Below are 23,515 nucleotides of genomic sequence, written 5' to 3'. Positions count from 1 at the left end.
ACGTGCTGAGCGAGGCGTTGACCGCGGCTGCGGCCGGTGGGGGGATGGCCGTCGTGCAGTCGGCGGGGGCGGACAGCTGGGCCTGGTTCCGGGCGCGGTGCGCTCGGCTCGTCGCACGGGGAGACGGCGACGCCGAGCGTGAGGCGCTGGACCGGCTCGATCGGACCGCGGCCGTACTCGGCGCCGTCGACGAGGGCGAGCGGGAACGGGTGCGGGCCGTGCACGCGGTGTTGTGGCAAGGGGAGTTCGCCTCGTTGCTGGAGTCCCTCGCGCAGGAGGAGCGGGATCAGCTCGTCGAGCAACTCGTGGAGCTGACGAGGGAGTTCGAAGCCGAGGACGGGCCGTCCCGTGGCGCGGTCAGCGGCAACACCTTTCACGGGCCGACCGCCGTTCAGACCGGCGACCACAACCGGCAGGAGAATCACTTCGGGTCCGGTAGATGAACGATCCCGGGGCCGAGAGCACGCCCGCGTCCGGCGAGGTCTCCGGCAACGACTTCCACGGGCCGACCGCCTTCCAGGTGGGTGACCACAACAACCAGCACATCCATCACCACGTCACCCATGCCGCACCCACCGCCGTGGACCCCCTCGACGCCGCCGCCGACGAACTCGCCCGGGTCGTCGGCGCCCAGTGGCAGGAGGAGGCCGGTCTGCGACGGCTGCTGGAGCCCGCGCCGCTGCCCGTGCGGTGGCGGGTGAGTGAGCGGAAGGTGGCGGGGCGGGTCGTCGGGGCGACGGGAGAGGGAGCGGGGCGGGCGCGGTTCGGGCCGTTGCCGGGGCTCGGGCCGGCCACCCGGGATCGGCTCCGTGACGGCGGCGGGCTGCCCGAACTGCACGCCCTCTACGGTGGGTTGGCCTCCGGGCGGCTGCTGCTGGTCGGGCCGCCGGCGGTCGGCAAGACCGCCGCCGCGGTGCTGCTGCTCCTCGACGCGCTAGCCCATCGGGCCGCGCGGGCCGCGCCGGCCGACCGGGCTCGGGTGCCCGTGCCCGTGCTGCTCTCCCTCGACGGGTGGAACCCCGGCGAGGACACCGCCACCGACTGGGCCGCCGACCGGCTCAGCCGCGAGTACACCCTCTTCCATGGGAAAGGCGGACGCGCCCGCGCTCGGCAACTCCTGGAACAAGGACGTGTCTCCCTCTTCCTCGACGGCCTCGACGAGGTCGCCGGCAGACTGCGCGGGGCCATGGTCAGCGCACTGGAGACGGCGCCCTTCCGGCTGGTGCTGGTGTCGAGGGCCCGGGAAGCCGTGCTCACCGCGAAGAGGGCCCGGCTGGGCGGCGCGCTCGCGGTGGAGATCCAGCCGGTCCGCCCCGCCGACGCCGCCGGATATCTGCTGAACCGGCTGCCCGCCGAACCCTCGACAGCCTGGCGGGCGCTCACGGGGCGGCTCCTCACCGAGCCCGGACCGCCCGCCGCCGGACCGCCCGCCGCAGGTCCGCTCGCCGCCGCCCTCGCCGGGCCGCTCGCCATCGCCCTGCTCCGCGATGTCTACGGCGACGACGACCCCGTCGACGAACTGCTCGACACCGCCCGCTTCCCCACCCCCGCGGCCATCGAGAACCATCTCCTCGATCACGCGGTCGTCGCCGCCTACGCCCGGCGCCCCGGACACCCCCGCCCCCGCTACTCCGCCCGGACGGCCGAGCGCACGTTGCGCTATCTCGCCGCTCGGCTCGCCGAGGACGGCACCCGCGATCTGCGCTGGTGGCACCTTCCCGGCTGGACGGGCCACCGGCCCCGGATGATCGCCGTGTGGATCGTCTCCGTGGTGGTGTGCGGGCCGCCAGGCATGGTCATGGCCTGGAGTCTGTACCCGACTCCGCCGGTGGGCGTGATCGGTGTCCTCTCGGCGATCGGGGGCGGCTACGGGGTCGCCCGCCGGGTCGCGGAGCTCAGCGAGCCGCAGCCGCTGTCGAGTGCCGGCTGGCGCGACATCTTCACCCCGGAGACGGTCCGGTCCGGCATCGGGCAGTGGCTGTTCGTGGGTACCGGGCTCTGCCTCGTGCTTCCACTGGCCTTCGACCCCGGCCCGCCGATCTGGTTGCTGTACTTGGTGACGCTGCCCATCGGCTTCAGCGAACTGCTGGTGACGGGCCGAGGGCACAAGATCATTTCCAGCACCCCGTTGCTCTCCGCCGGCTCAGGGCGTCGCTACGACAAGGTGCGGGAGGGCTTCGCCCGCCCCCAGGTGGTGGACACCCGGTCAGTGGGCCCGGTGGACGTGTGGCGGCACCACATAGGGCTGCGGCTCTTCCTGGGGCTGCTGACCGGATTCGCCCTCGCGCTGTACATCGGCCCGATCGTCGCCTGGGGGCAGTACCCGCTCCTCGGAGCGATGTTCGCGCTCACGGCCGCCCTGTGGGCCGGCGCCACCTCGGTCCTCGCCGGCAACCTGGCCGTCGCCACCGCCCTCACCGGCGTACAGCTCCACTTCGAGGAGGGCACGCCCGTCCGGCTGGTGCGCTTCCTGGAGGACGCCCGTCGCCGCAATCTGCTGCGGGCGACGGGCCCCGTCTACCAGTTCCGGCACGCGCGGCTCCAGGAGCGGCTGGCCGCGAGGAACGTGCCGGAGTGATCAGCTCACCGGCCGGGCGCCGGCATCGGAACGGTCTCGGTCCACCGGAACGTCATCGACAACGGCTTCTGGCCGCCGGGGAAGACCGCCCGGGCGGTGTTGGAGATGCCCGACGCCATCGGATCCTTCGCTCCGTTCTCGTACCCTTCCTTCGACACGCCCCGGGTCAGGGACTCGACGGTCATCTTCTGTGTGATCTCGAACTGCACCGTTCCGCGCCGGTTCAGCCTGTTGTAGCCGGTCACGGTCGCCTTCATGTTGAAGGAGCCGAGTACGGCGCGGGTGGCACCGGCCGCCGTCTCCGGGTCGTTGTCACCGGCGAGCTGCATCAGGGCGTCGGACACTTCGCCCGCCATCATTCCCTTGAGGGGAAGATCGTTCATGGCCGCGCCGTACTTGGTCTTGTAGTCGAGCCCCTTGATGGTCTGCCCGATCTTCGTGTTCTTGCGGTGCGAGAGGAACGTACGCACGACCTGCATCCAGATGTGGTCCTGGACGGCCTGTGTCATCTTGTCGTTCTCGTCGAAGTAGTAGGCGGACGGTGTGACTCCCATGAACCACATGGCCGTGAGCTGGGTGGCGTTCGGGTTGAGGATGACCTCCGGGTTGAGAACCAGCTGCTCGCGGTAGGCCGCCGCGGCCCGTCGGCCCAGCTCGTCCTGTCGCGTCCACGTGTCGCCGCTGGCCGTGCCGCAGTTGCTGTTGCACGGGTGGGGCGTCTGCGGCTTCGAGTAGTCGACGGCTTCGTTGGGGCGGCCGTTGCCGGGGGTGCCGTCCGGGCGGGTCGGGCAGGGCGTGTCGTCGCCGTGGCCGCCGCAGGCGAGGCCGAGGCCGGTGGGGTCACTGTGGGTGAGCGGGTTCTGCACCGCGTACGTGTAGCCGTTGAGGGTCTGGAGCTTGTCGGCCTCCAGTAGCGGGTCGACGCTGATGAACTGGCCGATGGACGCGTCGTATTCACGGGCACCGATGTGCGTCAGGCCCGAGGTGGCGTCCCGTGCCTTGCCCAGGAAGCCCTTGTCGTCCGGCCAGGGCCCGTTCAACGTCGTACCGCGGTCGGCGCCGAACGGGGTGGTGTAGCGCTTGGTGAAGGTCTGCCCGGCGTCCGGGTTGAGCGCCAGCGTCGAGGTCTGGTGCTGGTCGGCCGTCAGGTAGGTGAGCTTTTCGGCGCCCGACTGGTTGGAACGGACGGCGACCGTCAGTTCCTCGGCACCGTAGTAACGCTGCGACCAGGTCGTGCCGTTGGCGCGGAGGTGGAGTTCGGTGGCGCCGGTGTACAGGACCCGCTCGCCGTTCTGGGTGCTGCGGATCAGCAGGGTGCCGTCCGTCGTGTAGACGTAGTCGGTCGCCACTCCCCCTTCGGTGAGCTTGCTCAGCTTGCCGTCGGGTGACCACTCCAGGGTCTGGGTTCCGTTCGTGCCGGGGCGGTGCCAGGTGTTGCCGGACTTGTCGTAGTCGTAGGCACGCTCCGGGGCGGTGCAGTCGGTCTTGGTCGTGGTGCCGGTCAGGGTGTGCGGCTGGGCGGTGAGGGTCGAGGGGTAGCAGTACGTCGTCTTCGTGTCGCCGGTGCTCTTGTGGACCGTCTCGCCGGTCCGCTGGCCCGCGTCGTTGTAGGAGTAGGTCGACCAGTACGGGGCCGGGCCCGACAGGCTCGACGCGCTCTTCGCGTCGGCGCACTTCTGGGAGGCCGGCGTCCAGGCCTCGGTCAGGCGCTGGTGGCCGTCGTAGGCGAAGCACTGGGTGTCCGCGGAACTGTTGCCGCCCAGGAGGGTCGGGTCGCTGATCGCGGTGACATCGCCGCTCTGGTCGTAGGTGTAGTTGAGGTCGCGGAGCATGTAGCCGTGCGTCTGGTCCGTGACGTTGCTGCGGATCAGCCGGCCGGTGCCCTCCTCGTACGTGTTGTTCACGTAGTAGCTCTTGGCGCCGGTGCCGCCGGTGCCCAGGGTCATCTGCTGGGGCTGGGCCAGCGCCGAGTAGTCCACGGCCAGCAGATAGCCGGTCGCGCCGCCGATCGAGGTCACGTCGCCCACGTCGTCGTACCCGTAGTCGACGATCTCGGACGACAGGCCGCCCACCGCGGGCTCGCGGGTGAACTTCTTGCTGCCGTCGGTGTTGTAACCCGTCTCGTACGCGAGCGTGGCGGGTGCGCCGGCCTTGACGAACGGGTCGCCGTCCGGCAGCTGGAGCTCGGTACCCGTGGGGCGGTTCAGGCTGTCGTACGCGGTGACGGCCTGCGTGTAGGCCGCACCCGCCTTGCCGTCGATGTAGCGGGTGGAGGAGGTGAGCTGGCCCTTGAGGAGGGTGTCGTAGACGAAACCGGTGAGCTGGTTGGCGTCCGTCTTGGAGGTCTTCCAGGTGCCGGTGGTCCGGCCCAGCACGTCGTACGCGGTCAGGACGGCCGTGCCGCGCGCGTCCGTGGTCCTGACCGGGCGGTCGAGGGCGTCGAACTCGGTGAGCGTCACGCCCTTGTCCGGGTCGGTGCTGATGCCCTCACGGCCGAACAGATCGTAGACGTACGACCACTTGGCGCCGTCGGGGCCGGTGAGCGTCAGCTTCTTGCCGTCCAGGGCGAAGTCCGTCTTCGTGGACGTGTACGAGGCGCCGGCGCCGCCGCCGTAGGAGGCGTCGGCCGGGCTCGTGCTCGCGTACTCGCGGGTCTCCGTCGTCTGGCCGCGGACATCGGTGATCGTACGCTGCGCCGAACCGCCCTCCAGGGCGCTGGTGGCGACCGAGTCGCCCGTGTAACTGGTGCCAGTGGACCACTTCTTGATCCCGTAGGTGTACAGGGTGCTGGTCGTCGCGCGGCCCGCCCCGTCGAACACCGTCCCCGTCTGCTGGGGCGCCTCGCCGTACTCGGCCCGGGTGTACGTGCCGTTGGGCGTGCTGGTGGTGTCGAAGATGTCGGCGTACGACTCGTAGGCGAGTCCCCGGGTGTCGTACCGCGTGTCGGTCAGCAGCCGGCCGCCCTCGGGGGTGGGCGACTGGGTCTGGAGCGGGCGCAGGAGCGCGTCGTAGATCGTGTAGGTGGTCCGGTAGGTCGTACCGTCCTTCTTCAGCGTCGAGGTCGACACCCAGGACGGCTTGCCGTTGTCCGAGTGGTAGGCGTACTTCTGATTGGGCGCCTGGCTGCCGCTCGTCCGGTCCGGCAGCCACACGTCGGTGAGCCTGCCGAGGGCGTCGTAGGCCATCTCGGTCTTCTTGAGGTTGACGTCGTAGGTGCGCAGCGGCACCGCGCGACGCGGGTCCAGGAAGGTGACCGTGTTGTACGTCTTGGCGTCCGTGGCGGTGGTCTTGGTCAGCGGCCCGGCGTCGACGGGCGTGTAGGCGGTGCTGGTGGGGTTCCCCACCGCGTCGGTGACCTTGAGGGTGCGGCCCAGGGTGTCGTACGTCGTGGTGGTCGCCGTCTGCCAGCCGGACGGGAGCCGATCGCCGGCCGCGTCGGCGGTGGCGGCGTAGCCGGTGGGGCGGCCGGTCCAGGTCGCCAGGCCCTTCGTGGGCTTCTGCGTACCGGACCAGGTGGTGGCGTTGGCGGTGTCGTAGACGGTGCCGACATCGGAGAGGACACTGCCCCGCTCGGGGGCGGCCGGCTTCATCGTGGCGGGCAGGGCGAGCGAGGCGTCCGCGGTCGCGCAGCCGCGGGCGACCGTGCGGGTGCGGGAGACCAGGCCGGTGAGGCCGATGTCGGCGTTGCGGGCGTACCAGGTGCGGGTGCAGGTCTCGTCCGAGGCCTTGCCGACCTGCCCGGAGTCGTCGACCGTGGCGGGCATGCCGTAGCTGTCGTAGGACGTGTTCGTCAGGCGCTCGCGCCACGTCTGCGAGGTCGTCAGGTACGTGTAGCTGTGCACCTTCTGCGGGCGGACGAAGCGCGCGACGTGGTCGCCGGCGCCGGAGACGCTCTGGCGGGCGGTCTCCTGGGACCAGGGGTCGTTCACCGTCGCCGAGATCGCCGTGGACCCGTCATAGGTGACCTGCTCGCGCAGCTGACCCGCGTACGGGTCGCTGTCGGTGATGGCGGCGGCCCCGAGCGCGGGCGCCGACAGGGGCGCGACGGAGACGGACTTGGCGGTGCCGTCGCTCTTCTCGTCGCCGTCCATGCCCTGGAGGTAGAGGGAGACCGTTCGGGAGCGGGTCACGCCCGTCGCGCCGGTCCACGCGGTCACCTGGGCGTAGCCGCGCCACTCCGACCAGGTCCGCTCGGCCTTGGGGGCGAACGGGTCGTCGCTGTAGTGCCACGCGGCACCGCTGTAGGAGTAGGCGTGCTCGACGGCCTCGTTGTTGCCGGTCGGGTCGGACACGCCGACGGCCAGCACCCGGTATTTCTGGAACCAGTCGATCGAGGCGTCCTCGCCACCGTTGATGTGCCAGAACTGCGGGTAGCAGGATCGTGTGTTGGTGTCCGGGGCGGCGCCCAGCACCTGACTGCGCACGCACTCGGCCGCCGAGAGCGTCACCGAGGTGATCGCACCGGTCTCCGAGACGACGGTGGAGATCCTCGGCCGGGTCAGGGGCAGGATGTCGTCGGTGCCGTCGACGCGGTTGGGCCGCATCTGGTAGGTGAACGCGACCGGGTCCTGCGCGATGCTCGTGGCGCCGGCCTTGGCGGTCCGCTTGAGCGACTTCAGCGTCAGCACCTGGTCGGAGCTGTCACCGATGTCCCCGCCGTCCAGGTACTGCTCGACCAGGTCCCAGGAGTCCACCGCGTCGTAGTCGGTGGAGGTGGCGTTGTACGAGAAGGTGTCGATCCCGGTGAGCCGTTTGCGGGAGAAGAAGGCGGGGCCGACCGCCTTGCACTCGTCGTCGTCCTTGGCGCAGATCGCGTCGAAGGGGACGTCCGGCCAGTTGTCGGCGGTGTCCTTGGTCAGGGAGGAGCAGTCGGAGGCGGTGCAGCGCTCGGCGTAGCCGAAGGTCACCTTCGCGTCCGCCTTGTCGGTGAACAGGGCGCCCTTGCGCAGCCCGTACTCGATCCGGTTGAGGTAACCGCCGCGCGTGTAGGCGGCGTTGGCCGTCTCGGCCTTGTTCTTCTTGTAGTAGTTCGCTTCCTTCGTGTACCAGTAGGTGGCCGCGTTGTCGCGCAGGTCCTCGACGTAGTCGAGGTTCCACCGCCAGGCTTGGGTGAGCGCGCGGTCGGCGAAGGCGTCGCCCGCGGAGTAGCCCGGCTCGCCCGAGTCGTCGCCGAACACCGGCACCGTCGCGACGGAGTTGGTGCGCTGGGTGTCCGCGCCGTCCAGCTTGTTCAGGCCGAACACGTACTTCGTGCCGTCACCGGTGACGACGGTCCAGTACTCACCGTTGTCGTCACCGTTGTCCGCGCCGGTGGACCGGGTGACCTTCGACGCGTCGTCGCCCTCGAGCCGCCACTGACCGTCGTCGTCGTCCTTGACCAGCCGGGTCGACTTGCCGTTCAGCACCAGACGCGCGTTGTCGTACTTCCAGCAGAGGTCGGATATGTCCTCGTGGCCGTCCTCGTCGCACGAGCCGTAGGTGCGCTCGATGTAGGACTCGGTGAGCGAGAAGCCCTCACCGACCGACGTTCCCTGGTTGTTGGACGTGGCCGTGCGGCCGTCGACGCTGCCCGAGTCGTACGACAGTGACAGTGGCGGCAGCGGGCCGGCCGCGGCGGGCGGCAGCGTGAAGTCGTACGACCAGGTGAACGCGCCCGAACTGGCGCCCGCCTCCCAGGACGAGGACTCCGACAGCGGGGTGGCCGAGTAGTCGCCGGTGCCCTTGGGCGACTCCCCGGACCCGGCCGCGGCAGCGGTGACGGCCAGCACGGTGGCGGCCGGGGCGGCGCTGCCCGCGGCCTTCATGAGCTGGGTCGACGCGCCGTCCGGGGCCTCCGCGATGCCCACCTTCGCCGAAACCGACTGCTGCGCGAGGTCGTTGTGGGACGCGAGCGGACGCTGGGTGCGGCACTCGCTCCTCTCCGGGGTCGTCAGGGCACACGCGGGAAGCTCCACCACACGCAGCCGCTGGGACCAGCCGCCGCCGAGGGCTGAGGAGAAACCGCTGTAGTCCACGCTCACTTCGGCCTTGCCGGCGGTGTCCGCCGCGGCGCTCAGCAGCACCCCCGTGACGCCTGCCGCGCGTGCGGCCTTCTGGTCCAGCACGGTGACCCGCGCCGTGCCCGCCGCCGCGGCCCCGTCCCCGGGCGACGGTGCCAACGTGACTGGGACTCCGCCCGGTTCGGCCTTCCCGGCCTTGCCTCCCGCGAGGGCGAGTGTCGCCTCGCCCTGCCCCGGCCAGGCCGCCTGCTGCTCCGTACGGGCCCGCTCGGCCTGGGCCTTGTTGGCCTTGTTCTCCCGGGCGACCCGTTGCCGGGCTTCCTTCGCGCCGAGGCCGTCGAGCGTCTCGACCTTGCTCACCCGGGACTTGGGCACGTCGGGCCGCCCCAGGCCGGAGGTCTCCGCGGCCTGGGCCAGCTGTGCGGCGCCCAGCGGTGCGACGAGCGCCAGGGCCAGCGACTGCATCAGCAGCCGGCCGGCTCGGTGCCGTCCGGCGGCACTCCCTCGCCAGATTGAGGTGCCCCTGCCAAAGATCATGGTTGTCTTCCCCCGGTCCTGTGCGGTCGTGTGGAGAGAGGCGCGGCGAAGGCGGGGCAGGGCGGCTCGCCGAGCGAGCCGCCCTGCCCCGCCTCGTCAGTCGCCCACGGTTTCTTCGATCTGGTCGGATCCGGCCATCGCGCCCGCCCACAGGCGCACGTCCGCGACACGTCCGGGCAGGTAGTGCCCCCACGCGTTACCGGCGAAGTCCTTGCCGACCGCGAAGTCGCCCGAGCCGATCCTGGCCGTGAACACCTGGTCGTCGCCGTTCTGGACCGCCCCAAGATAGAGGCTGATCGTGCCGTCCTGGGCGTTGAGGACACCGGTCATCCTGACCATGCCGTCCACCGTGGCGGCCTCTTCCGAAGCCACGGCGCTGAAGGTGCCGTCGGCGTTCAGCCGGCCGAAGCGCCAGAAGCCCACCGGAACGGTCTTCTCCTCCAGGGTCTCCTCGTCCAGCACGGTCTGCTTGCCGGTCAGCTCGTACCAGAAGCCCCAGGCCGATCCGTCGGCCGTCCGCTGCCCCACCACCTGACCGGTGGAGCCGACGCTCCTGCCGGCGAGCACGGTGGGATCCAGCGACGCCAGCGCCGTGACCGTGAACGACCCCGTGTCGTCCACCACCGGACCCGCCGTGGTGGCCGCGTCGTCCACCCCGTCCAGGACGATCGACTCACCGTCCAGCGAGGCACCTCCGCCGAGGGTCAGCGACCGGCCGTAGCCCGAGGTGGTGTCCGCGATCGTGGTGCCGACGCCCCGGTCGGCCGACCAGTCGGCGACCAGTTCCACACCGGCGTACCCCTGCGAGGTCAGCGTCCGCGCGTCGTCCTCGATCTCCTCGGAGGACAGGGCCCGCTGCCACGCCATGGGCTCGTCGACACTGCCCTTGAAGTAGTCGACGTAGGTGTCCGCGTACAGCAGGCGGCCGATCTGGAACGCGCCGTCCGCGTGCCAGGCGGGCCCCGCGTCGACCGAGGCCTGGAGTTTGCCGTTCACGTAGAGGTGGACCTTCTTGGCGACGGCGTCATGGACACCGGCCACATAGGTCCACACTCCCTTGGGCGACGTGGTGGGCGCCGCCGCCTCGTGGAAGGTGCCGTCCGTGCCCAGCACGCGCATGCTCCACTTGGTGCCGTAGGAGATGATGAACGGGCTGTACTTGGCGGTGAACGGGCTCGTCGCCGTGGACTGGCTGAGGACCGTGACGGTCTTCGTGGAGGCCGGGTCGACCCGTACCCAGGCGGCGACCGTGTACGACCCGGCCGTGTCCAGCACCGTGCCGCCCGTGGCCGCGTAGCCGGTGCTGCCGTCGAGGGTCAGCCCCTTGTCCGTCACCGGAGTCGCCAGCGGCACGCCGGCGGCGTCACGCGTGATCAGCCCGCGACGGCCGCGGTCGTCGCGGACCGCGCCACCGGCCAGGGTCGCGTTGTCCGCGCCGTCCCAGGTCGCGGAGTCCACCGCGGCACCGTCGGCCTCGCCGAACTGCCACTGGCCGACCGGCTTCTCACCGTCGGCGACCAGGAAGTCGACGACCGACTGGGCGCCGTAGCGGCCGATGGCGTCCTTGGCCCGCACGTACAGGCGGTACGTGCCCGCCTTCGTGGGCGTGATGCCGACCGACACCGAAGCTCCGGTCTGGTCCTTCGACCACGCGGCCGTCGAGGAGAGCTTGTACTGGTAGGCGACGTTGGTGTCGCCGGTGGCGGGTCCGAACTTGAACGTGCCCTTCACCGCGGGCCCGCCGTGAGCGGTGCAGTCGTTGGTCGTGCACGGCGTGTAGGGGCTCCCGACCGTGATGGCGGGTGCCTTGGGCGCGCTGGAGTCCACCTTGAAGTAGCACCAGCCAGTGGTGGAGGCGTTCGACGCGCCGGCCAGATAGCTGGCGCCGCCGTTGTAGTACGACCGCGCCCAGGCCCGGTACCGGTAGAGGGTGCCGTCCGTGAGGGTGGACCAGGTCAGCGTCACCTTGGCGTTGTCGCCGACGTAACCGGTCGAGGGGCGTACGTCGCCGCTGCCCGGCGCGGTGTCCACCCAGTTGCTGCCGCTCTTGCTGTCGAGGTCGTAGGCGATCCGCAGCTGGGCGTCCTTCTCGCCGCCGGCCTTGGTCTGCGCGGTCGCGGCCAGCGCCGGGGTGGGGTCGGAGATGACCGCCGGGTCGCTCTCGGTGGTCTCGCAGACCGTGCCGGAACCGGTGACGAGACCGATGGCGCTCGGCTTGTCGGGCAGGCCGACGAAGTTCACGGCGAGAACGGCGTCGTTCTTGAACCGCTTCCACGCCGACGGATCGGACTCGTCGTGCGCCTTGATCTCCAGCGTCAGCCGGGAGAACTTGCCCGCCGCGAAGTTCGACACCGTCGAGGTGAGGTTCTCGTTCGTCTCGTCCGGGTTGTCGTTGAACTCGATCGGCGCGTCCGGTGCGTCCGGATCGCACAACGACCCACGACCGGCCGACACGTTCCGGTCCACCATCAGATCCAGCTCAGCCGGCCGCGAGGACCAGGTGGTCGCGGAGGAGATGTTGTTCGTACGGACCAGGTCCACCCACCGCGGATCACACTGGAACGCCCACGGCTCCGTCACCCGGAACGTCGTGTCCAGGACCTTCTTGCCCTTCAGACTCGCCGGGGAGAACTCGAAGTACAGCTTCTGCACATACCCCGGACCGCAGTAATACCCGTTCCACGTACCGCACTTACCAGCGCCCTTGCCCTGGTCGTCGTCGCCGTTGCTCCAGCCGTACGACTCGTAGCCGTCACTGCGCAACAGCGTGCGCTCCGACTCGCCCCAGGTCACCGTCGGATCGATGAAGAGCGGAAAGGCGGAGGCGTCGGTCCTGGTGAGCATCTCCGTGTCCGGGACGACGGACAGCGAGTCCTCGGTGACCGCGACGTCCATCCTCGCGACCTTGTCACCCTGACCGGGCTCCAGACCCGACCCCGACGGCGCCACCTCAGCAGGGTCGGACGACTGCACCGGCTCCTCGCCGAGCACCTGCGCCCGCAGCAACTGGGGCTGAGCCCCGGCGGTCTCCGACGTCTCCGGCATCTCGGCCGCCTTTGGTGTCTCCGGTGTCTCCGGGACCTTCGGGGCCTCCGGCGTCACAGCGGTCTCTGGCGTCCCGTCAGCTTTCGGCGTCTCCCGTGCCTTCGGCGTCTCGGCCGCTGTCGGCGTCTGCGGCGTCACGGCGGTCTCGCCGGCCGAGTCCCACATCCTCGCCGGCGGGGCCTTGAACACCGTGCGACCACTGCCGTCGACCGCGGCGAGATTACCCGCCGCACCCTCGCGAACGTCCAACCCCTGAGCCTTCAGCCCGAAGGTGAGCTTCTTCAACTCCTCGTTCGCCGCCGCCTCGGGCGTCTTCACCACGAACACCGGCTGGAAACTCTCCGGCGTCGCCGTCACCTGTAGGTCGACACCCGGCAGCACATTCGCGTATACGGCGCTCGGGCCATCCAACCGCGGGGCCGGAAGCTTGCCCGGCCACTCCAGTTCCAGCGAGTTGCCCTGGTCCTCGATCCGCGCCAGCGGCGCCTTGTCGCCCCCCGCCGAGAACGCGATCGACACGGCGGCGGCCTTCGGCCCCACCGAACCATCGGAACGTTTTTCCAGCGTCGCGTCCGGTGCCTGCCAGCCACCGCCCGCCTTGGCCACGCGTATCGGAACCGCCGACTGCTCCAGCGTGAAGGTGAACCCGTCGGGATTGGCGAAGACCGTCGTCCGATCCGTCCGCTCCCCCGTCACCTCCACCCGCTGGCCGGATTCCTCCGCCTCGGCCAGCGCCTGCTGACCCTCCGTCAAATGCGCGGTGTCCGCCTCCGGGGAGGCTGCCACGGCCTCCTGCGCGGGCAACGCCAGCATGCCCAGCAACACGGCCAACGCGGCCGTCGTTCCCGTCCCCCTGCGTCTGCCGTGTCTACGACGTCCGAACGCGCCTGAACCGCCCCGTGCCGAAAGCACTGAACTCCGCCCCCCAGAGTCAGAAGATCTCGAAAAAGTAAGCGAATTCAAACCGCTCTCTCACCCAGCGTCAAGGAACTATCGCCGTACGCAATGGCCACTTGACGCACCAAAGCCGGTCAACTGCCCCTTGAGAAATGCGCCATCGACGGATCGATGTCCGCGCAGAACACGAAATGAAAGAAAGACGAAAGAAAGGGGAAAGGGAACGACAGCCTCTAGCGATTTACAGCCATCACCACGTAGAGGCCCGCGATGACCGCGAGCACGCAGACGACGGCCAGGACGATCAGCACGAAACCGATCAGACCTGTCGCGCCGGCGATCGCCATCCACCCTGCGCGCTCCGCGCGTTCGGCCTTCTGCGCCGCGTCGCGGTAATCGCTGTCGTCGTTCCAGTCACGATCCGTCATGATCCCCCCGTGTCCACCCGCTGATTGTCCCACTGCTCCGGTCGGCCTGGGCCCGAAGCGGGATCATCTCGATGCCGGGTCCCTCTCCGACACTTCAGGCACCGCGGGCTCGACGGCTCCCGCCGTCGCGGTCGCGGACCGCGCCCGCGGCCCCATGAGCACGTACGACAGGCCGAAGCCGCCGACCACCACCGCCGCGCCGCCGACCGCGTCCAGCACCCAGTGGTTGCCGGTCGCCACGATCGCCGACACCGTGAAGAACGGGTGCAGCAGGCCCAGCGCCTTCATCCACCACTTCGGGGCGACGATCGCGATGACCAGCCCGCACCACAGGGACCAGCCGAAGTGCAGGGAGGGCATCGCCGCGTACTGGTTCGTCAGCGCCGTCAGCGTCCCGTAGTCCGGCTTGGAGAAGTCCTGGGCGCCGTGGACCGTGTCTATGACGCCCAGGTCCGGCATCAGACGGGGCGGGGCCAGCGGGTAGAGCCAGAAGCCGACCAGGGCCAGCAGGGTCGCGAAGCCCAGGGAGGAGCGGGCCCAGCGGTAGTCGACCGGGCGGCGCCAGTACAGGACGGCGAGGACCGACAGGGGCACCACGAAGTGGAAGGACTCGTAATAGAAGTCGAAGAAGTCCCGCAGCCACCCGACCTTGACCACCGCGTGGTTGGCCCAGTGCTCGATGTCGATGTGCAGGAACCGCTCGATGTCGAGGACCTGCCGGCCGTGTTCCTCCGCGCGGGCCCGTCCGCCGGTGTTCGTGCCGCCGGTCGCCCCCAGCCTGACCTGCTGGTACGCCGCGTACGTGACACGGATCAGCAGCAGCTCGAGGAGGAGGTTCGGGCGGGTCGGCACCCGCTTCAGGAACGGCAGCAGCGGTACGTGCTTCCAGCGCGTGGGGACCGGCCGCGCGTACTCCGTCGGGACGGGCCTGCGGTAGTACGGGGACGTGCGCGGCAGGAACGGGACGACCGTGGCCGCCGCGACCGCCGCCAGCAGCACCGCGTTGTCGCGCAGCGGGTACAGGGCCGCCATGTTCGGCAGCATCATCTTCGCCGGGAGGGTCATCACCAGGATCACCGCCACCGGCCACACGTAGCGGTCGGAGGCGCGCTTGCCGACCCGTCCCACGACCGCCGGCAGGACCCACAGCAGCTGGTGCTGCCAGGTCGTGGGCGAGACGACGATCGCCGCGCAGCCCGTGAGGGCGACCGCGAGCAGCAGCTGTCCGTCGCGGGCGTAGCGGACCGACCGGCGGACGCCCAGGACGGCGACGGCCGCGCCGAGCGACAGGAACAGGCCGATTTCCAGCGGGCCGGAGAGGCCGAGGCGGAGCAGGGCGCCGTGCAGGGACTGGTTGGCGAGCGCGTCGGCCTCGCCGCCGAGTCCGACGCCCGCCATGTGGTGCACCCAGTAGGTGTACGAGTCGTGCGGCATCGCCGCCCAGGCGAGCGCGGTGACCGCGGCGAACGAGGCGCCGGTGGCGGCAGCGGCGCGACGGCGGCCGGTGAACCAGAGGAGTGCGGCGAAGAGCAGGACGGTGGGCTGGAGGGCCGCCGCCAGGCCGATCAGGGCGCCGGCCGCCCGCCAGTCCCGTACGACGAAGCAGCCGAGCAGGACCAGCAGCACCGGGATGATGCTGGTCTGGCCGAGCCAGAGCGTGTTGCGCACCGGCAGCGACAGCATCAGCAGGCTGATCGCGACGGGCGCGGCCAGCAGCGCCGTCCGTCTGCTGACCGGCTGGGGCAGCGCCCGCGCCACGACCAGGCCCAGGGCGGCCACCAGCAACAGGGTCCCGAAGGTCCAGCCCCAGCCCAGGGCCTGTTCGGCCGCCCGGGTGAGGGGTTTGAGGACGAGCCCGCCGAAGGGGGTGCCCGTGAACAGCGTGGAGTCGTAGAGCGAGCCTTTGACGTGCAGTACGCCGTTCGGTCCGACCCAGGTCTCCAGGTCCGTCAGCCGTTCTCCGCGCGGGGTGCCGAGGACGACGGCGACCTGGCGCACGGCGAGGACCGCCGCCACCAGCCAGAGGCCGAGGCGGGCCACGCGCAGCCGTGCCCTCACCGTGTCGGCCGCCGTCGACCCGAAGGCCTCCGTCGGCCGCCCGCTGTGCTCCGCATTCGCCACGCCTCGTCGGCCTCCCGCCGCGTTGGTCCCACGCGTCCCGTGCACGAAGTCTCCTACCGCAACCTATGAGGCTCACATCGCCCCCGGACAGAGACGCAGGCCACCCCCGCTTCACCTGACGTCCGCTCTCCTTTTGTCCGAAAGACGATAGTGGTCCCGGGGCGTGGCCGTTTCCACGGGCCGGGAAGCGAGACGGGACGAGGGGCGGGATACGGCTCGGGACGCGGGTCGGGATACGAGTCGGGACACGGGTCGGGATACGGGACCGTCAGCGGGCCGTCGGGGGGCGGGATTTGGATCAGGCCTCGAACGGAACAGGGGCTTCAGCCGTACCGTCGTTGCCACCACAATGCGCGCTGGCGGGTACGGAGAGTGCTGGAGGGGTACGAGGCATGGTCGGTTTCCTGCGTGGACGGCAGGCGCGGCAGGGACGGCAGGCGCGGCAGAGGCGGTCACGGGGGCGGATCACGGCCGTGCTGCTCGCTCTGCTGGCGATCCAGCTCGGTTCGCTCGTCGCGCCGGCGTACGCCTGCGGCTGCGGCGCGCTGCTCCCCGCGGACCAGCGGCAGGTCGTGGTCGGCCGGGAGGTCTCCGTCGTGCGCTGGGACGGCGCGCAGGAACAGATCGTGATGCGGTTGACGGTCGACGGGGACGCCGACCGGGCCGCCTGGATCATGCCCGTGCCGCACCGGGCGACGGTCGGCCTCGGCGACCCGGAGCTGTTCGACCAACTGGCCGCGGCCACGGCCCCCGTGCACCGCACCCGCCAGCACTTCTGGCCGCAGGACGGCGACTGGCCGCTGACCACGGGCGGCGGCATGGCGGGGCCGCCGCCGCCCGGGGCGAGGCCCGGCATCGGCGTGATCGGACGCGAGCGGCTCGGCCCGTTCGACGTGGCCCGGCTCACCGCCACCGACCCGGGCGCCCTCGACGACTGGCTGCGCGCCAACGATTTCACCCTCCCGGGCCCCCTCGAGACCGCGCTCCAGCCGTACGTCGACCGGCGCTGGGAGTACGTGGCGGTCCGGCTGACGCCCGAGAGCACCGGGACCGCCCTGCGCGGCGAACTCGAGCCGCTGCACCTCACCTTCGCCGCCGACACCCTCGTCTACCCGATGCGGCTGTCCCGGCTGGCGGCCATCCCGCAGTCGCTCGGCCTGTACGTCCTCGCCGCCCACCGCATGGAACCGGCCTCGCGGATCGGCGGCGAGCGGCCCCGGGTGACGTTCGCCGGGCCGCTCGGCAGGGCGACGGGGCCGCTGGCCGAGCTGGCGGAGGGCACCCCGTTCCTGACGGCCGTCGCCCAGGAGTTCCCGCGGCCCTCGGAGATCTCCGGGGACCATGAACTGCGCCGGGCGGCGACGGACACCGTGTACCGGCAGGTGATCTATGAGGACCGGCTGCTCGCGCTGGCCGGGATCCCGGTGTGGCTGCTGACGGTCGTCGGCGGACTGGCCGTCCTGAACACGGTCGCGGTCGTCCTGGGCGTCCGCTGGGGCCGGGCCCGCCGGGCGGCCCTGCCCCGCCCCCGACACGCGTCGGGCTTCCTTCCGACGCCCGCCACGCCTGCCGTGCCCCCGCAGCCGCCGTCCGTGCGCAGCGCTCCCCCTCGGCCGACACGGCCGCCCGCCCCCGTCACCCCTCCCGCACCCGTCATCCCTCCCCCCGTTCCCGCCCCGGCGAAGGCGCCCGCTCCCGTCCCGGCGAAGCCGTCCGTTCCGCCGCGGACGCCCCCCATGCCCTCCGCGCGCCCCACTCCGGCCGTGCCCCCCGCGCCCCGCGCCGCGCCTTCCGCGGTGCCCCCTGCGCCGAACGGCTGAAAGCCCCGGCCGGGGATCCGTGGGGCTCGACTTAGCATTCCTGACGAGACATACCGCCGGATATGTCAGGTAAACGAGAGGCAGAGCGCATGAGCGAGTCGCAGGCCTGGGACGCCGTCGACGCCTACTTCACCGACCATCTCGCCCCGGACGACGAGGTGACGGCGGCCGCGCTGCGCGACAGCGAGGCCGCCGAGCTGCCGCACATCAACGTCACGGCGAACCAGGGCAAGCTGCTCCAGCTGCTCGCCGAGATCCAGGGGGCCCGGACGGTCCTGGAGATCGGCACGCTCGGCGGCTACAGCACGATCTGGCTGGCCCGCGCGCTCCCGGCCGACGGCCGGCTGATCTCGCTGGAGTACGACCCCCGGCACGCGGAGGTCGCCACCCGCAACATCGCCCGCGCGGGCCTCGACAAGCTGGTCGAGGTACGGGTCGGCCCGGCCCTGGACTTGCTGCCGCTGCTGGCCGACGAGAATCCGCCGCCGTTCGACCTCGTCTTCATCGACGCCGACAAGGTCAACAACGCCCACTACCTGGAGTGGGCGCTGAAGCTCACCAGTGTGGGCAGTCTGATCGTCGTCGACAACGTCGTACGGGGCGGCCGGGTCGTGGAAGCCGACAGCGGCGCGGGGGACGTGGTCGGCACCCGCGCCGCGATCGAGCTGATCGGCTCGCACCCGAGGCTGAGCGGCACGGCCATCCAGACGGTGGGGGCCAAGGGCTACGACGGCTTCGCGCTGGCACGCGTGCTGGCCTAGCCGCACAGCTCTTTTCCCCCCGGAAGCTGTCACGCCTCGTGATAGAAGCCCACGTTGACGCTGCGCGGCCCGGTGCGGTCGAGGACGATGATCTCGCCGGAGCCGCCGCGCGGCAGCGGCATGGTCCCGCCGTAGGCGAGCGGCTGCGCGTACTGGCCGCTCACCAGCCGCACCTCGGAGGACGGCTCGTCCTGCGAGCCGCGCAGCCACGAGACCTGCCAGGTGCCCTCGGGACCGCACAGGAACTCCAGGTGCACCCGGGAGACGAACAGCCAGTCGTCGGGGGTCGCGAGGCGGCACACGGACTTGTCCCGGCCCACCCGGAGCACGGCACCCGGGTCGCTGGGCGAGTCGGCCATCAGCATGCCGGCCGTGGCGCCCTCTTCCGTCCCGGAGACGGTGGCCATGGTGAGTTCGAGCACGTGCGCTCCCCTTGAAATGTCTTTGACATGCCTGTCGGCGTGCTGGGTCCTAAGTGTGCTTGTACAGCGGGCGCATGATAAATCGCCCGGCCCCACCGCGTCCGGCACAATGGACGCATGACCGAGCGAAAGCCACCGGGTGTCCCGTTCGAGTCCTGGGTCGACAAGCAGATCCGTGAGGCGGAGAGGCGCGGCGAGTTCGCCCAACTTCCGGGCGCGGGAAAGCCGTTGCCGGCGGGTGTGGACACCGCGTACGACGAACTCTGGTGGATCAAGCGCAAAATGGCCCGTGAGGGTCTCTCCGTCCTGCCACCGACGCTCGCCCTGCGCAAGGAGGCGGAGGACGCGCTCGCGGCGGCGTACGCGGCGCCCTCGGAACGCATCGTCCGGAAGATCATCACGGACGTCAACGTCAAGCTGCGCGACATGATGTTCAGGCCGCCGCCCGGCCCCCCGCTGGGCATGAAGCCGTACGACGTCGAAGCGGTCGTACGGGAGTGGCGGGAGCGCCGGGCGACGGCAGGTGGGTCGGCCGCGAGGACCGCGAGGGCCGAAGGGGCCCAGGGGGCCGAGGGCTCAGAGGTGTAGCAGCCGCTCGGTCAGTTCGCGGTAGTCCCGCAGGGCCAGCCGGAGCTGCTCGGTGTCGGTGGCCGTCGCGGCGGACGCGGCGCGGTCCTTGCCGCCCTCCGCCGGCTGCCAGGACCCGCGCAGGGTGCGGCGTCGCCGGTCCACGGCGTCCGTGAAGCGCGCGGCGAGGTCCTCAAGCACCTGGTCGGCCTCCGCGACGGCGTCGCGCGGGCCGTCGACGAACCCGACGACCGCGTGCCGCATGCGGGAGGCGATCCGGTCGCACTCGTCGTCCGGCAGGAGAGACGCGCCGTGATCACGGTGGTCCCCGTGCTCGGCGGTGGCGGCCGTCGACTCACGGCCCGTGACGGCCTCCACCGCGCCCGCGTCCCGGTGCCGGGGCGGCGCCCCTTCGCCGGAGGCGCTGAGCGGGCCCGCGTCCCGGCCGGCGCCGGCCGCCCGGCCGCGCGCCGCTCCGCCGGGGCCGGTCTCGGAGCCGAGCGGTGTCGGCTCGGCCACGGCCGCCGTCCCGCGCGGTTCCGCCGACGTCCGTCCCCTCTCCCCCGGCAGGACGGTCCCGCCCGGCAGCCCGGCCTCGCCCCGCGGGGCGGCCTCGCCGGTCCGTGCGGTCTCGCTCGGTCGGACGGTTTCGCTCGGTCGGACGGTTTCGTCGGCGCGTGCGGCCTCGCCGGCGCGTGCGGTCTCGCCGGTCAGTGCGGTGTCGCCGGGCTTCGTCGCTCGGGCTCGGTCGGCCGCCGGTCGGCGGTTCTCCGCGTTCAGGCCCGGGTTCACGCCCGGGATCGCGTCCGGGTTCGCACCCGTGTCCCGCGTCGTGTTCGGTGTCGTGTCCCGCGTCGTCTTGGGAGTCGTGTTCGGTGTCAGGTCGGGCATGGAGTCAGCTCTCCTTCGCCTGGTGACGGTGGAAGCCCCGCGGCAGGTGGTGGGCGGAGCGGGAGCCGTCCTGGCTCACGCGCTCCTGCGTCCGACGGCGGCCGGCGTCGTGGGAGGCATCGCCGACCAGGTCGTCGAAGAGGGCACGGGCCTCGACCATGGCGGCCCGCATGTCCTCCGTGCCGGGCGCGCCGGACGTGCCGGTCGCGCTCGCGTCGTGCGTGCCGACGCCGTTGGCGCGCACCCGTGCGACACGGTGGACGCGTCGGTAGCCGTGGACATGGTGCGCGTGGTGGACGGAGAGTGCGGCGAGCTGCTCCTCGTACTGGTCGCCGTCCGGGAAGCCCCGGGCGCCGGCCACTTCGGCGAGCAGGCGGTCGGCCTCGGTGACCGCCTCCTGGGGCGAGTCGACGAACCGCTCCTGCGCGGCCGTCCAGCGGGCCTCGAACCTCTCACGCTCCGCGGGCTCCAGCGGGCGCTCGCGCAGCCCGCCGTGCCGCTCCACCAGGGCGTCGAGCTCACGCTCGGCGGCCTTGACGTCTCCGTCGTGCCGGGCCACGGCACGGTCGTACTCGGGCCCGAAGCGACGCTTCAGACCGTGTCCGCCGTGCGAGCCGCGGGCCCGCACGGCCAGAAAGGCCGCGACGGCGACGATGGCCGCCACGATCACGATCAGAGCGATGATCACTCCTGTGGACATGCCTTGCCTTCCGATGTGTCGGCCCCACGGGCCGGTTCACAGGTCGGGTTGCCCGGGCCGCCCCTCCCAAACGGTTCTGCGCACCGCCCCCGCCGAACTCCTCGGGGAATTCCCGGAACGAGGTCGCCGCCGCTTATCGGTTATCCGGTTGCCAACCCGCCGACTGCCTTCGGACCATGTCCGTATGACGACGTCGCCGACCTGGACCATCACCGCCGAACCCTTCGACGCGCCGGCCGCCCGCGCCCTCTGGCGGGCGTACTACACCGAGGTCAGCGACCGTTACTACCTGCTGCACGAGGGGCGCAGGACCGACCCGGTGGAGCTGGATCGGGAGATCGCCGCCCACACCGGCGTCGAACTCGCCCCGCCCGGCGGCCGGTTGCTCGTGGGGCGGTACGGCGGTGAGCCGGCCGGCACCGCGGGCGTACGGCTACGGGACGCCGGGACCGCCGAGCTCACCCGGGTGTTCGTCCGGGCGGAGCTGCGCGGCCGGGGCGGCGCGGCGCTCCTCGTCCGGGGCGCCGAGGACGCCGCCCGCGCGCTCGGCGCCACCCGGATGATCCTGGACACCCGCGGCGACCTCGTCGAGGCCCGCGCCCTGTACGCCCGGCTGGGCTACGCGGAGACCGAGCCGCACAACGCGGACCCGTACGCCGATCACTGGTTCGGCAAGTCGCTCGGCCAGGACCTCAGGTGAGCCGGTGGTCGGGCATCACCCGCCCGTCGTACGGCTGTTCCCGGTCCGAGCCGCACAGCTCGCTGTTCAGTTCCCTGACGAGCTGGACCAGGTCGGTGGGCCGGTCCGGGCCCCACCAGTCGCCGAGCAGCTCGGCGAGGGACTCCTCGCGGACCTCGGCGAGCCGGTCGGCTACCGCGCGGCCCTCCTCGGTCAGCACCATGTCGAGGCCCTCCCGCACGGCGAGCCCGCCCCCCTCGACCTGACGGACGGCCTCGATGATCGCCGGTAGCGGGACGGTCGTGCGCTCGGCCAGCATCGCCGGCTCGACGCTGCCGCAGCGTTTGATCCGCAGCAGCAGCCAGCTCGACGCCGGAAGGAGGTCCTGGCCGGCCCGGGCGGTGATCTTCCGGTAGATCTCGCGGCGGCCCTCGCGGGTGCCGAGGACGGACAGCGCCCGGCACACCTCGTCGTACGAGGACCGTTCCACCGGGTTGCTGGCGAGGGTCTCCGTCACGTCGGGCGCGGTGACCGAGCCGCGCAGCGGGTCCTCCTTGAGGAACCACGCCAGGACGAAGCCGACGAGGGCGACGGGGGCGGCGTACAGGAAGACGTCGGTGATGGCGGACGCGTAGGCGTCCAGGGCCTGCGGCCGCAGCGTGGACGGCAGCTCGGCGATGCCGCGCGGGTCGGACTCGAGTGCGTCCACCGAGACCCCGGACGGGAGACGCTCGCCCCGGTAGGCGTCCGTGAGCTTGTCGCCGAGGCGGCTGGAGAAGATCGTGCCGAAGATCGCGACGCCGAAGGAGGCGCCGATCGAGCGGAAGAAGGTCGCGCCGGAGGTGGCGACGCCGAGGTCCTCGTACGCGACGGCGTTCTGCACGATCAGCACCAGCACCTGCATGACCAGGCCGAGGCCGAGACCGAACACGAGGAAGCAGGCGCTCATCGCGCCCGTGGAGCTGTGCTCGTCGAGCCGGTGCAGGAGGAGCAGGCCGAGCGTGGTGATGCCGGTGCCCGCGACCGGGAACACCTTCCAGCGGCCGGTGCGGCTGACGATCTGCCCGGAGGCGGTGGACGCCAGCAGCAGGCCGGCCACCATCGGCAGCATGTGCACGCCGGACAGGGTCGGCGAGACGCCCTGCACCACCTGGAGGAAGGTCGGCAGGTACGTCATCGCGCCGAACATCGCGAACCCGACGATGAAGCTGATCACCGCGGAGAGGGTGAAGGTGCGGATGCGGAACAGTTTCAGGGGGAGCACCGGTTCGGCCGCCCGCCGTTCCGCGGCCACGAACGCCACGGCCAGGAGCACGCCCAGCACCGCCAGGCCGACGATCTGCGGCGAGTCCCAGTCCCACGTGGTGCCGCCGAGCGACGCCACCAGGACCAGGCAGGTGGCGACCGCGGCGATGAGGAAGGTGCCGAGGTAGTCGATGACGTGCTTCGTCGACTTGCGCGGGATGTGCAGGACGGCCGCGATGACGGCGAGGGCGACGACGCCGACGGGCAGGTTGACGTAGAACACCCAGCGCCAGCTCAGATGCTCGGTGAACAGGCCGCCCAGCAGCGGGCCGAGAACACTGGTGGCGCCGAACACCGCGCCGAACAGGCCCTGGTAGCGACCGCGGTCGCGCGGCGGGACGAGGTCGCCGACGATCGCCATCGACAGCACCATCAGGCCGCCGCCGCCCAGGCCCTGGAGTGCGCGGAAGGCGATCAGCTGCGGCATGTTTTGCGCCATTCCGCACAGCGCCGAACCGATCAGGAAGATGACGATCGCGATCTGGAACAGCCTCTTGCGCCCGTACTGGTCACCGAGTTTGCCCCACAGCGGGGTCGCGGCCGTCGACGCCAGCAGATACGCGGTGACCACCCATGACAGGTGCTCCATACCACCGAGGTCGCTGACGATCGTGGGGAGGGCGGTCGACACGATCGTCTGGTCCAGGGCGGCGAGCAGCATGCCGAGCAGGAGGGCGCCGATGGAGACGAGAACGTTTCCGGACACGTGTTCCTCGCGCGGATCCGCCGTCCTGCTGCGCGCGTCCAAGACCATGGATGCCTCCC

14 protein-coding genes are annotated in these 23,515 nt (G+C 71.4%); 6 read left to right on the top strand and 8 right to left on the bottom strand.

Annotated elements, in window-relative coordinates; translation table 11 throughout:
* The first annotated feature begins 44 nt into the window (after positions 1-44).
* The gene (locus tag ACIRPU_RS03555; RefSeq protein WP_403861062.1) at positions 45-443 is read left to right on the top strand and encodes a hypothetical protein; all 399 of its coding nucleotides are present in this window, start codon (positions 45-47) and stop codon (positions 441-443) included.
* Positions 440-2,578, top strand: coding sequence for a hypothetical protein (locus ACIRPU_RS03550; RefSeq protein ID WP_403861059.1), 2,139 nt, complete (start codon positions 440-442; stop codon positions 2,576-2,578). Before ACIRPU_RS03555 ends, ACIRPU_RS03550 begins: the two co-directional genes overlap by 4 nt.
* Before the next feature lie 5 nt (positions 2,579-2,583).
* Here the strand turns inward: ACIRPU_RS03550 and ACIRPU_RS03545 are convergent, their stop codons facing one another.
* The 4 genes from ACIRPU_RS03545 to ACIRPU_RS03530 all read right to left on the bottom strand — a co-directional run bounded on the left by ACIRPU_RS03545 (position 2,584) and on the right by ACIRPU_RS03530 (position 15,605).
* Positions 2,584-9,042 carry an RHS repeat-associated core domain-containing protein gene (locus ACIRPU_RS03545; RefSeq protein ID WP_403861600.1) on the bottom strand — a complete coding sequence of 2,153 codons (6,459 nt, stop codon included), beginning with the start codon at positions 9,040-9,042 and terminating at the stop codon, positions 2,584-2,586.
* A gap of 168 nt (positions 9,043-9,210) precedes the next feature.
* Positions 9,211-12,972, bottom strand: coding sequence for a LamG-like jellyroll fold domain-containing protein (locus tag ACIRPU_RS03540; RefSeq protein ID WP_403861597.1), 3,762 nt, complete (start codon positions 12,970-12,972; stop codon positions 9,211-9,213).
* A gap of 317 nt (positions 12,973-13,289) precedes the next feature.
* Positions 13,290-13,484, bottom strand: coding sequence for a hypothetical protein (locus ACIRPU_RS03535; protein WP_403861056.1), 195 nt, complete (start codon positions 13,482-13,484; stop codon positions 13,290-13,292).
* A gap of 63 nt (positions 13,485-13,547) precedes the next feature.
* Positions 13,548-15,605: a phosphatase PAP2 family protein gene (locus ACIRPU_RS03530; protein ID WP_403861053.1), complete on the bottom strand. Its 2,058-nt coding sequence runs from the start codon at positions 15,603-15,605 to the stop codon at positions 13,548-13,550.
* 473 nt (positions 15,606-16,078) lie between these two features.
* On the opposite strand from ACIRPU_RS03530, the gene ACIRPU_RS03525 reads away from it, so the two are divergent.
* Positions 16,079-17,425: a DUF2330 domain-containing protein gene (locus tag ACIRPU_RS03525; protein WP_403861050.1), complete on the top strand. Its 1,347-nt coding sequence runs from the start codon at positions 16,079-16,081 to the stop codon at positions 17,423-17,425.
* Positions 17,426-17,514: 89 nt separating this feature from the next.
* Complete coding sequence (locus tag ACIRPU_RS03520; RefSeq protein WP_355708334.1) at positions 17,515-18,186, top strand: O-methyltransferase; 672 nt, start codon at positions 17,515-17,517, stop codon at positions 18,184-18,186.
* 29 nt (positions 18,187-18,215) lie between these two features.
* On the opposite strand, the gene ACIRPU_RS03515 is transcribed toward ACIRPU_RS03520, so the two are convergent.
* On the bottom strand, positions 18,216-18,608 hold the full coding sequence (locus ACIRPU_RS03515) for a hypothetical protein (protein WP_403861046.1): 393 nt from the start codon (positions 18,606-18,608) through the stop codon (positions 18,216-18,218).
* A gap of 117 nt (positions 18,609-18,725) precedes the next feature.
* Here ACIRPU_RS03515 and ACIRPU_RS03510 point away from each other — a divergent pair, with 117 nt between their 5' ends.
* Positions 18,726-19,196, top strand: coding sequence for a DUF1992 domain-containing protein (locus ACIRPU_RS03510; protein ID WP_403861043.1), 471 nt, complete (start codon positions 18,726-18,728; stop codon positions 19,194-19,196).
* On the opposite strand, the gene ACIRPU_RS03505 is transcribed toward ACIRPU_RS03510, so the two are convergent.
* Positions 19,185-20,066, bottom strand: a complete 882-nt coding sequence (locus tag ACIRPU_RS03505) for a hypothetical protein (RefSeq protein ID WP_403861040.1) — start codon at positions 20,064-20,066, stop codon at positions 19,185-19,187. The genes ACIRPU_RS03510 and ACIRPU_RS03505 overlap by 12 nt on opposite strands.
* Before the next feature lie 4 nt (positions 20,067-20,070).
* Entirely contained in the window at positions 20,071-20,766 is a 696-nt protein-coding gene (locus ACIRPU_RS03500) for a hypothetical protein (protein ID WP_355708341.1), read from the bottom strand.
* 184 nt (positions 20,767-20,950) lie between these two features.
* Here ACIRPU_RS03500 and ACIRPU_RS03495 point away from each other — a divergent pair, with 184 nt between their 5' ends.
* Positions 20,951-21,466, top strand: a complete 516-nt coding sequence (locus ACIRPU_RS03495; RefSeq protein WP_403861037.1) for a GNAT family N-acetyltransferase — start codon at positions 20,951-20,953, stop codon at positions 21,464-21,466.
* On the opposite strand, the gene ACIRPU_RS03490 is transcribed toward ACIRPU_RS03495, so the two are convergent.
* Positions 21,459-23,504 carry a DHA2 family efflux MFS transporter permease subunit gene (locus tag ACIRPU_RS03490; protein ID WP_403861034.1) on the bottom strand — a complete coding sequence of 682 codons (2,046 nt, stop codon included), beginning with the start codon at positions 23,502-23,504 and terminating at the stop codon, positions 21,459-21,461. The two genes, ACIRPU_RS03495 and ACIRPU_RS03490, sit on opposite strands and share 8 nt — an antisense overlap.
* Between the last annotated feature and the right edge of the window lie 11 nt (positions 23,505-23,515).

The organism is Streptomyces sp. NPDC102259, from assembly GCF_044766465.1.
In the GTDB taxonomy this organism is placed as follows: domain Bacteria; phylum Actinomycetota; class Actinomycetes; order Streptomycetales; family Streptomycetaceae; genus Streptomyces.
The sequence above is the reverse complement of the archived record's forward strand: the minus strand, read 5'-3'. Positions and strand labels throughout refer to the sequence as shown.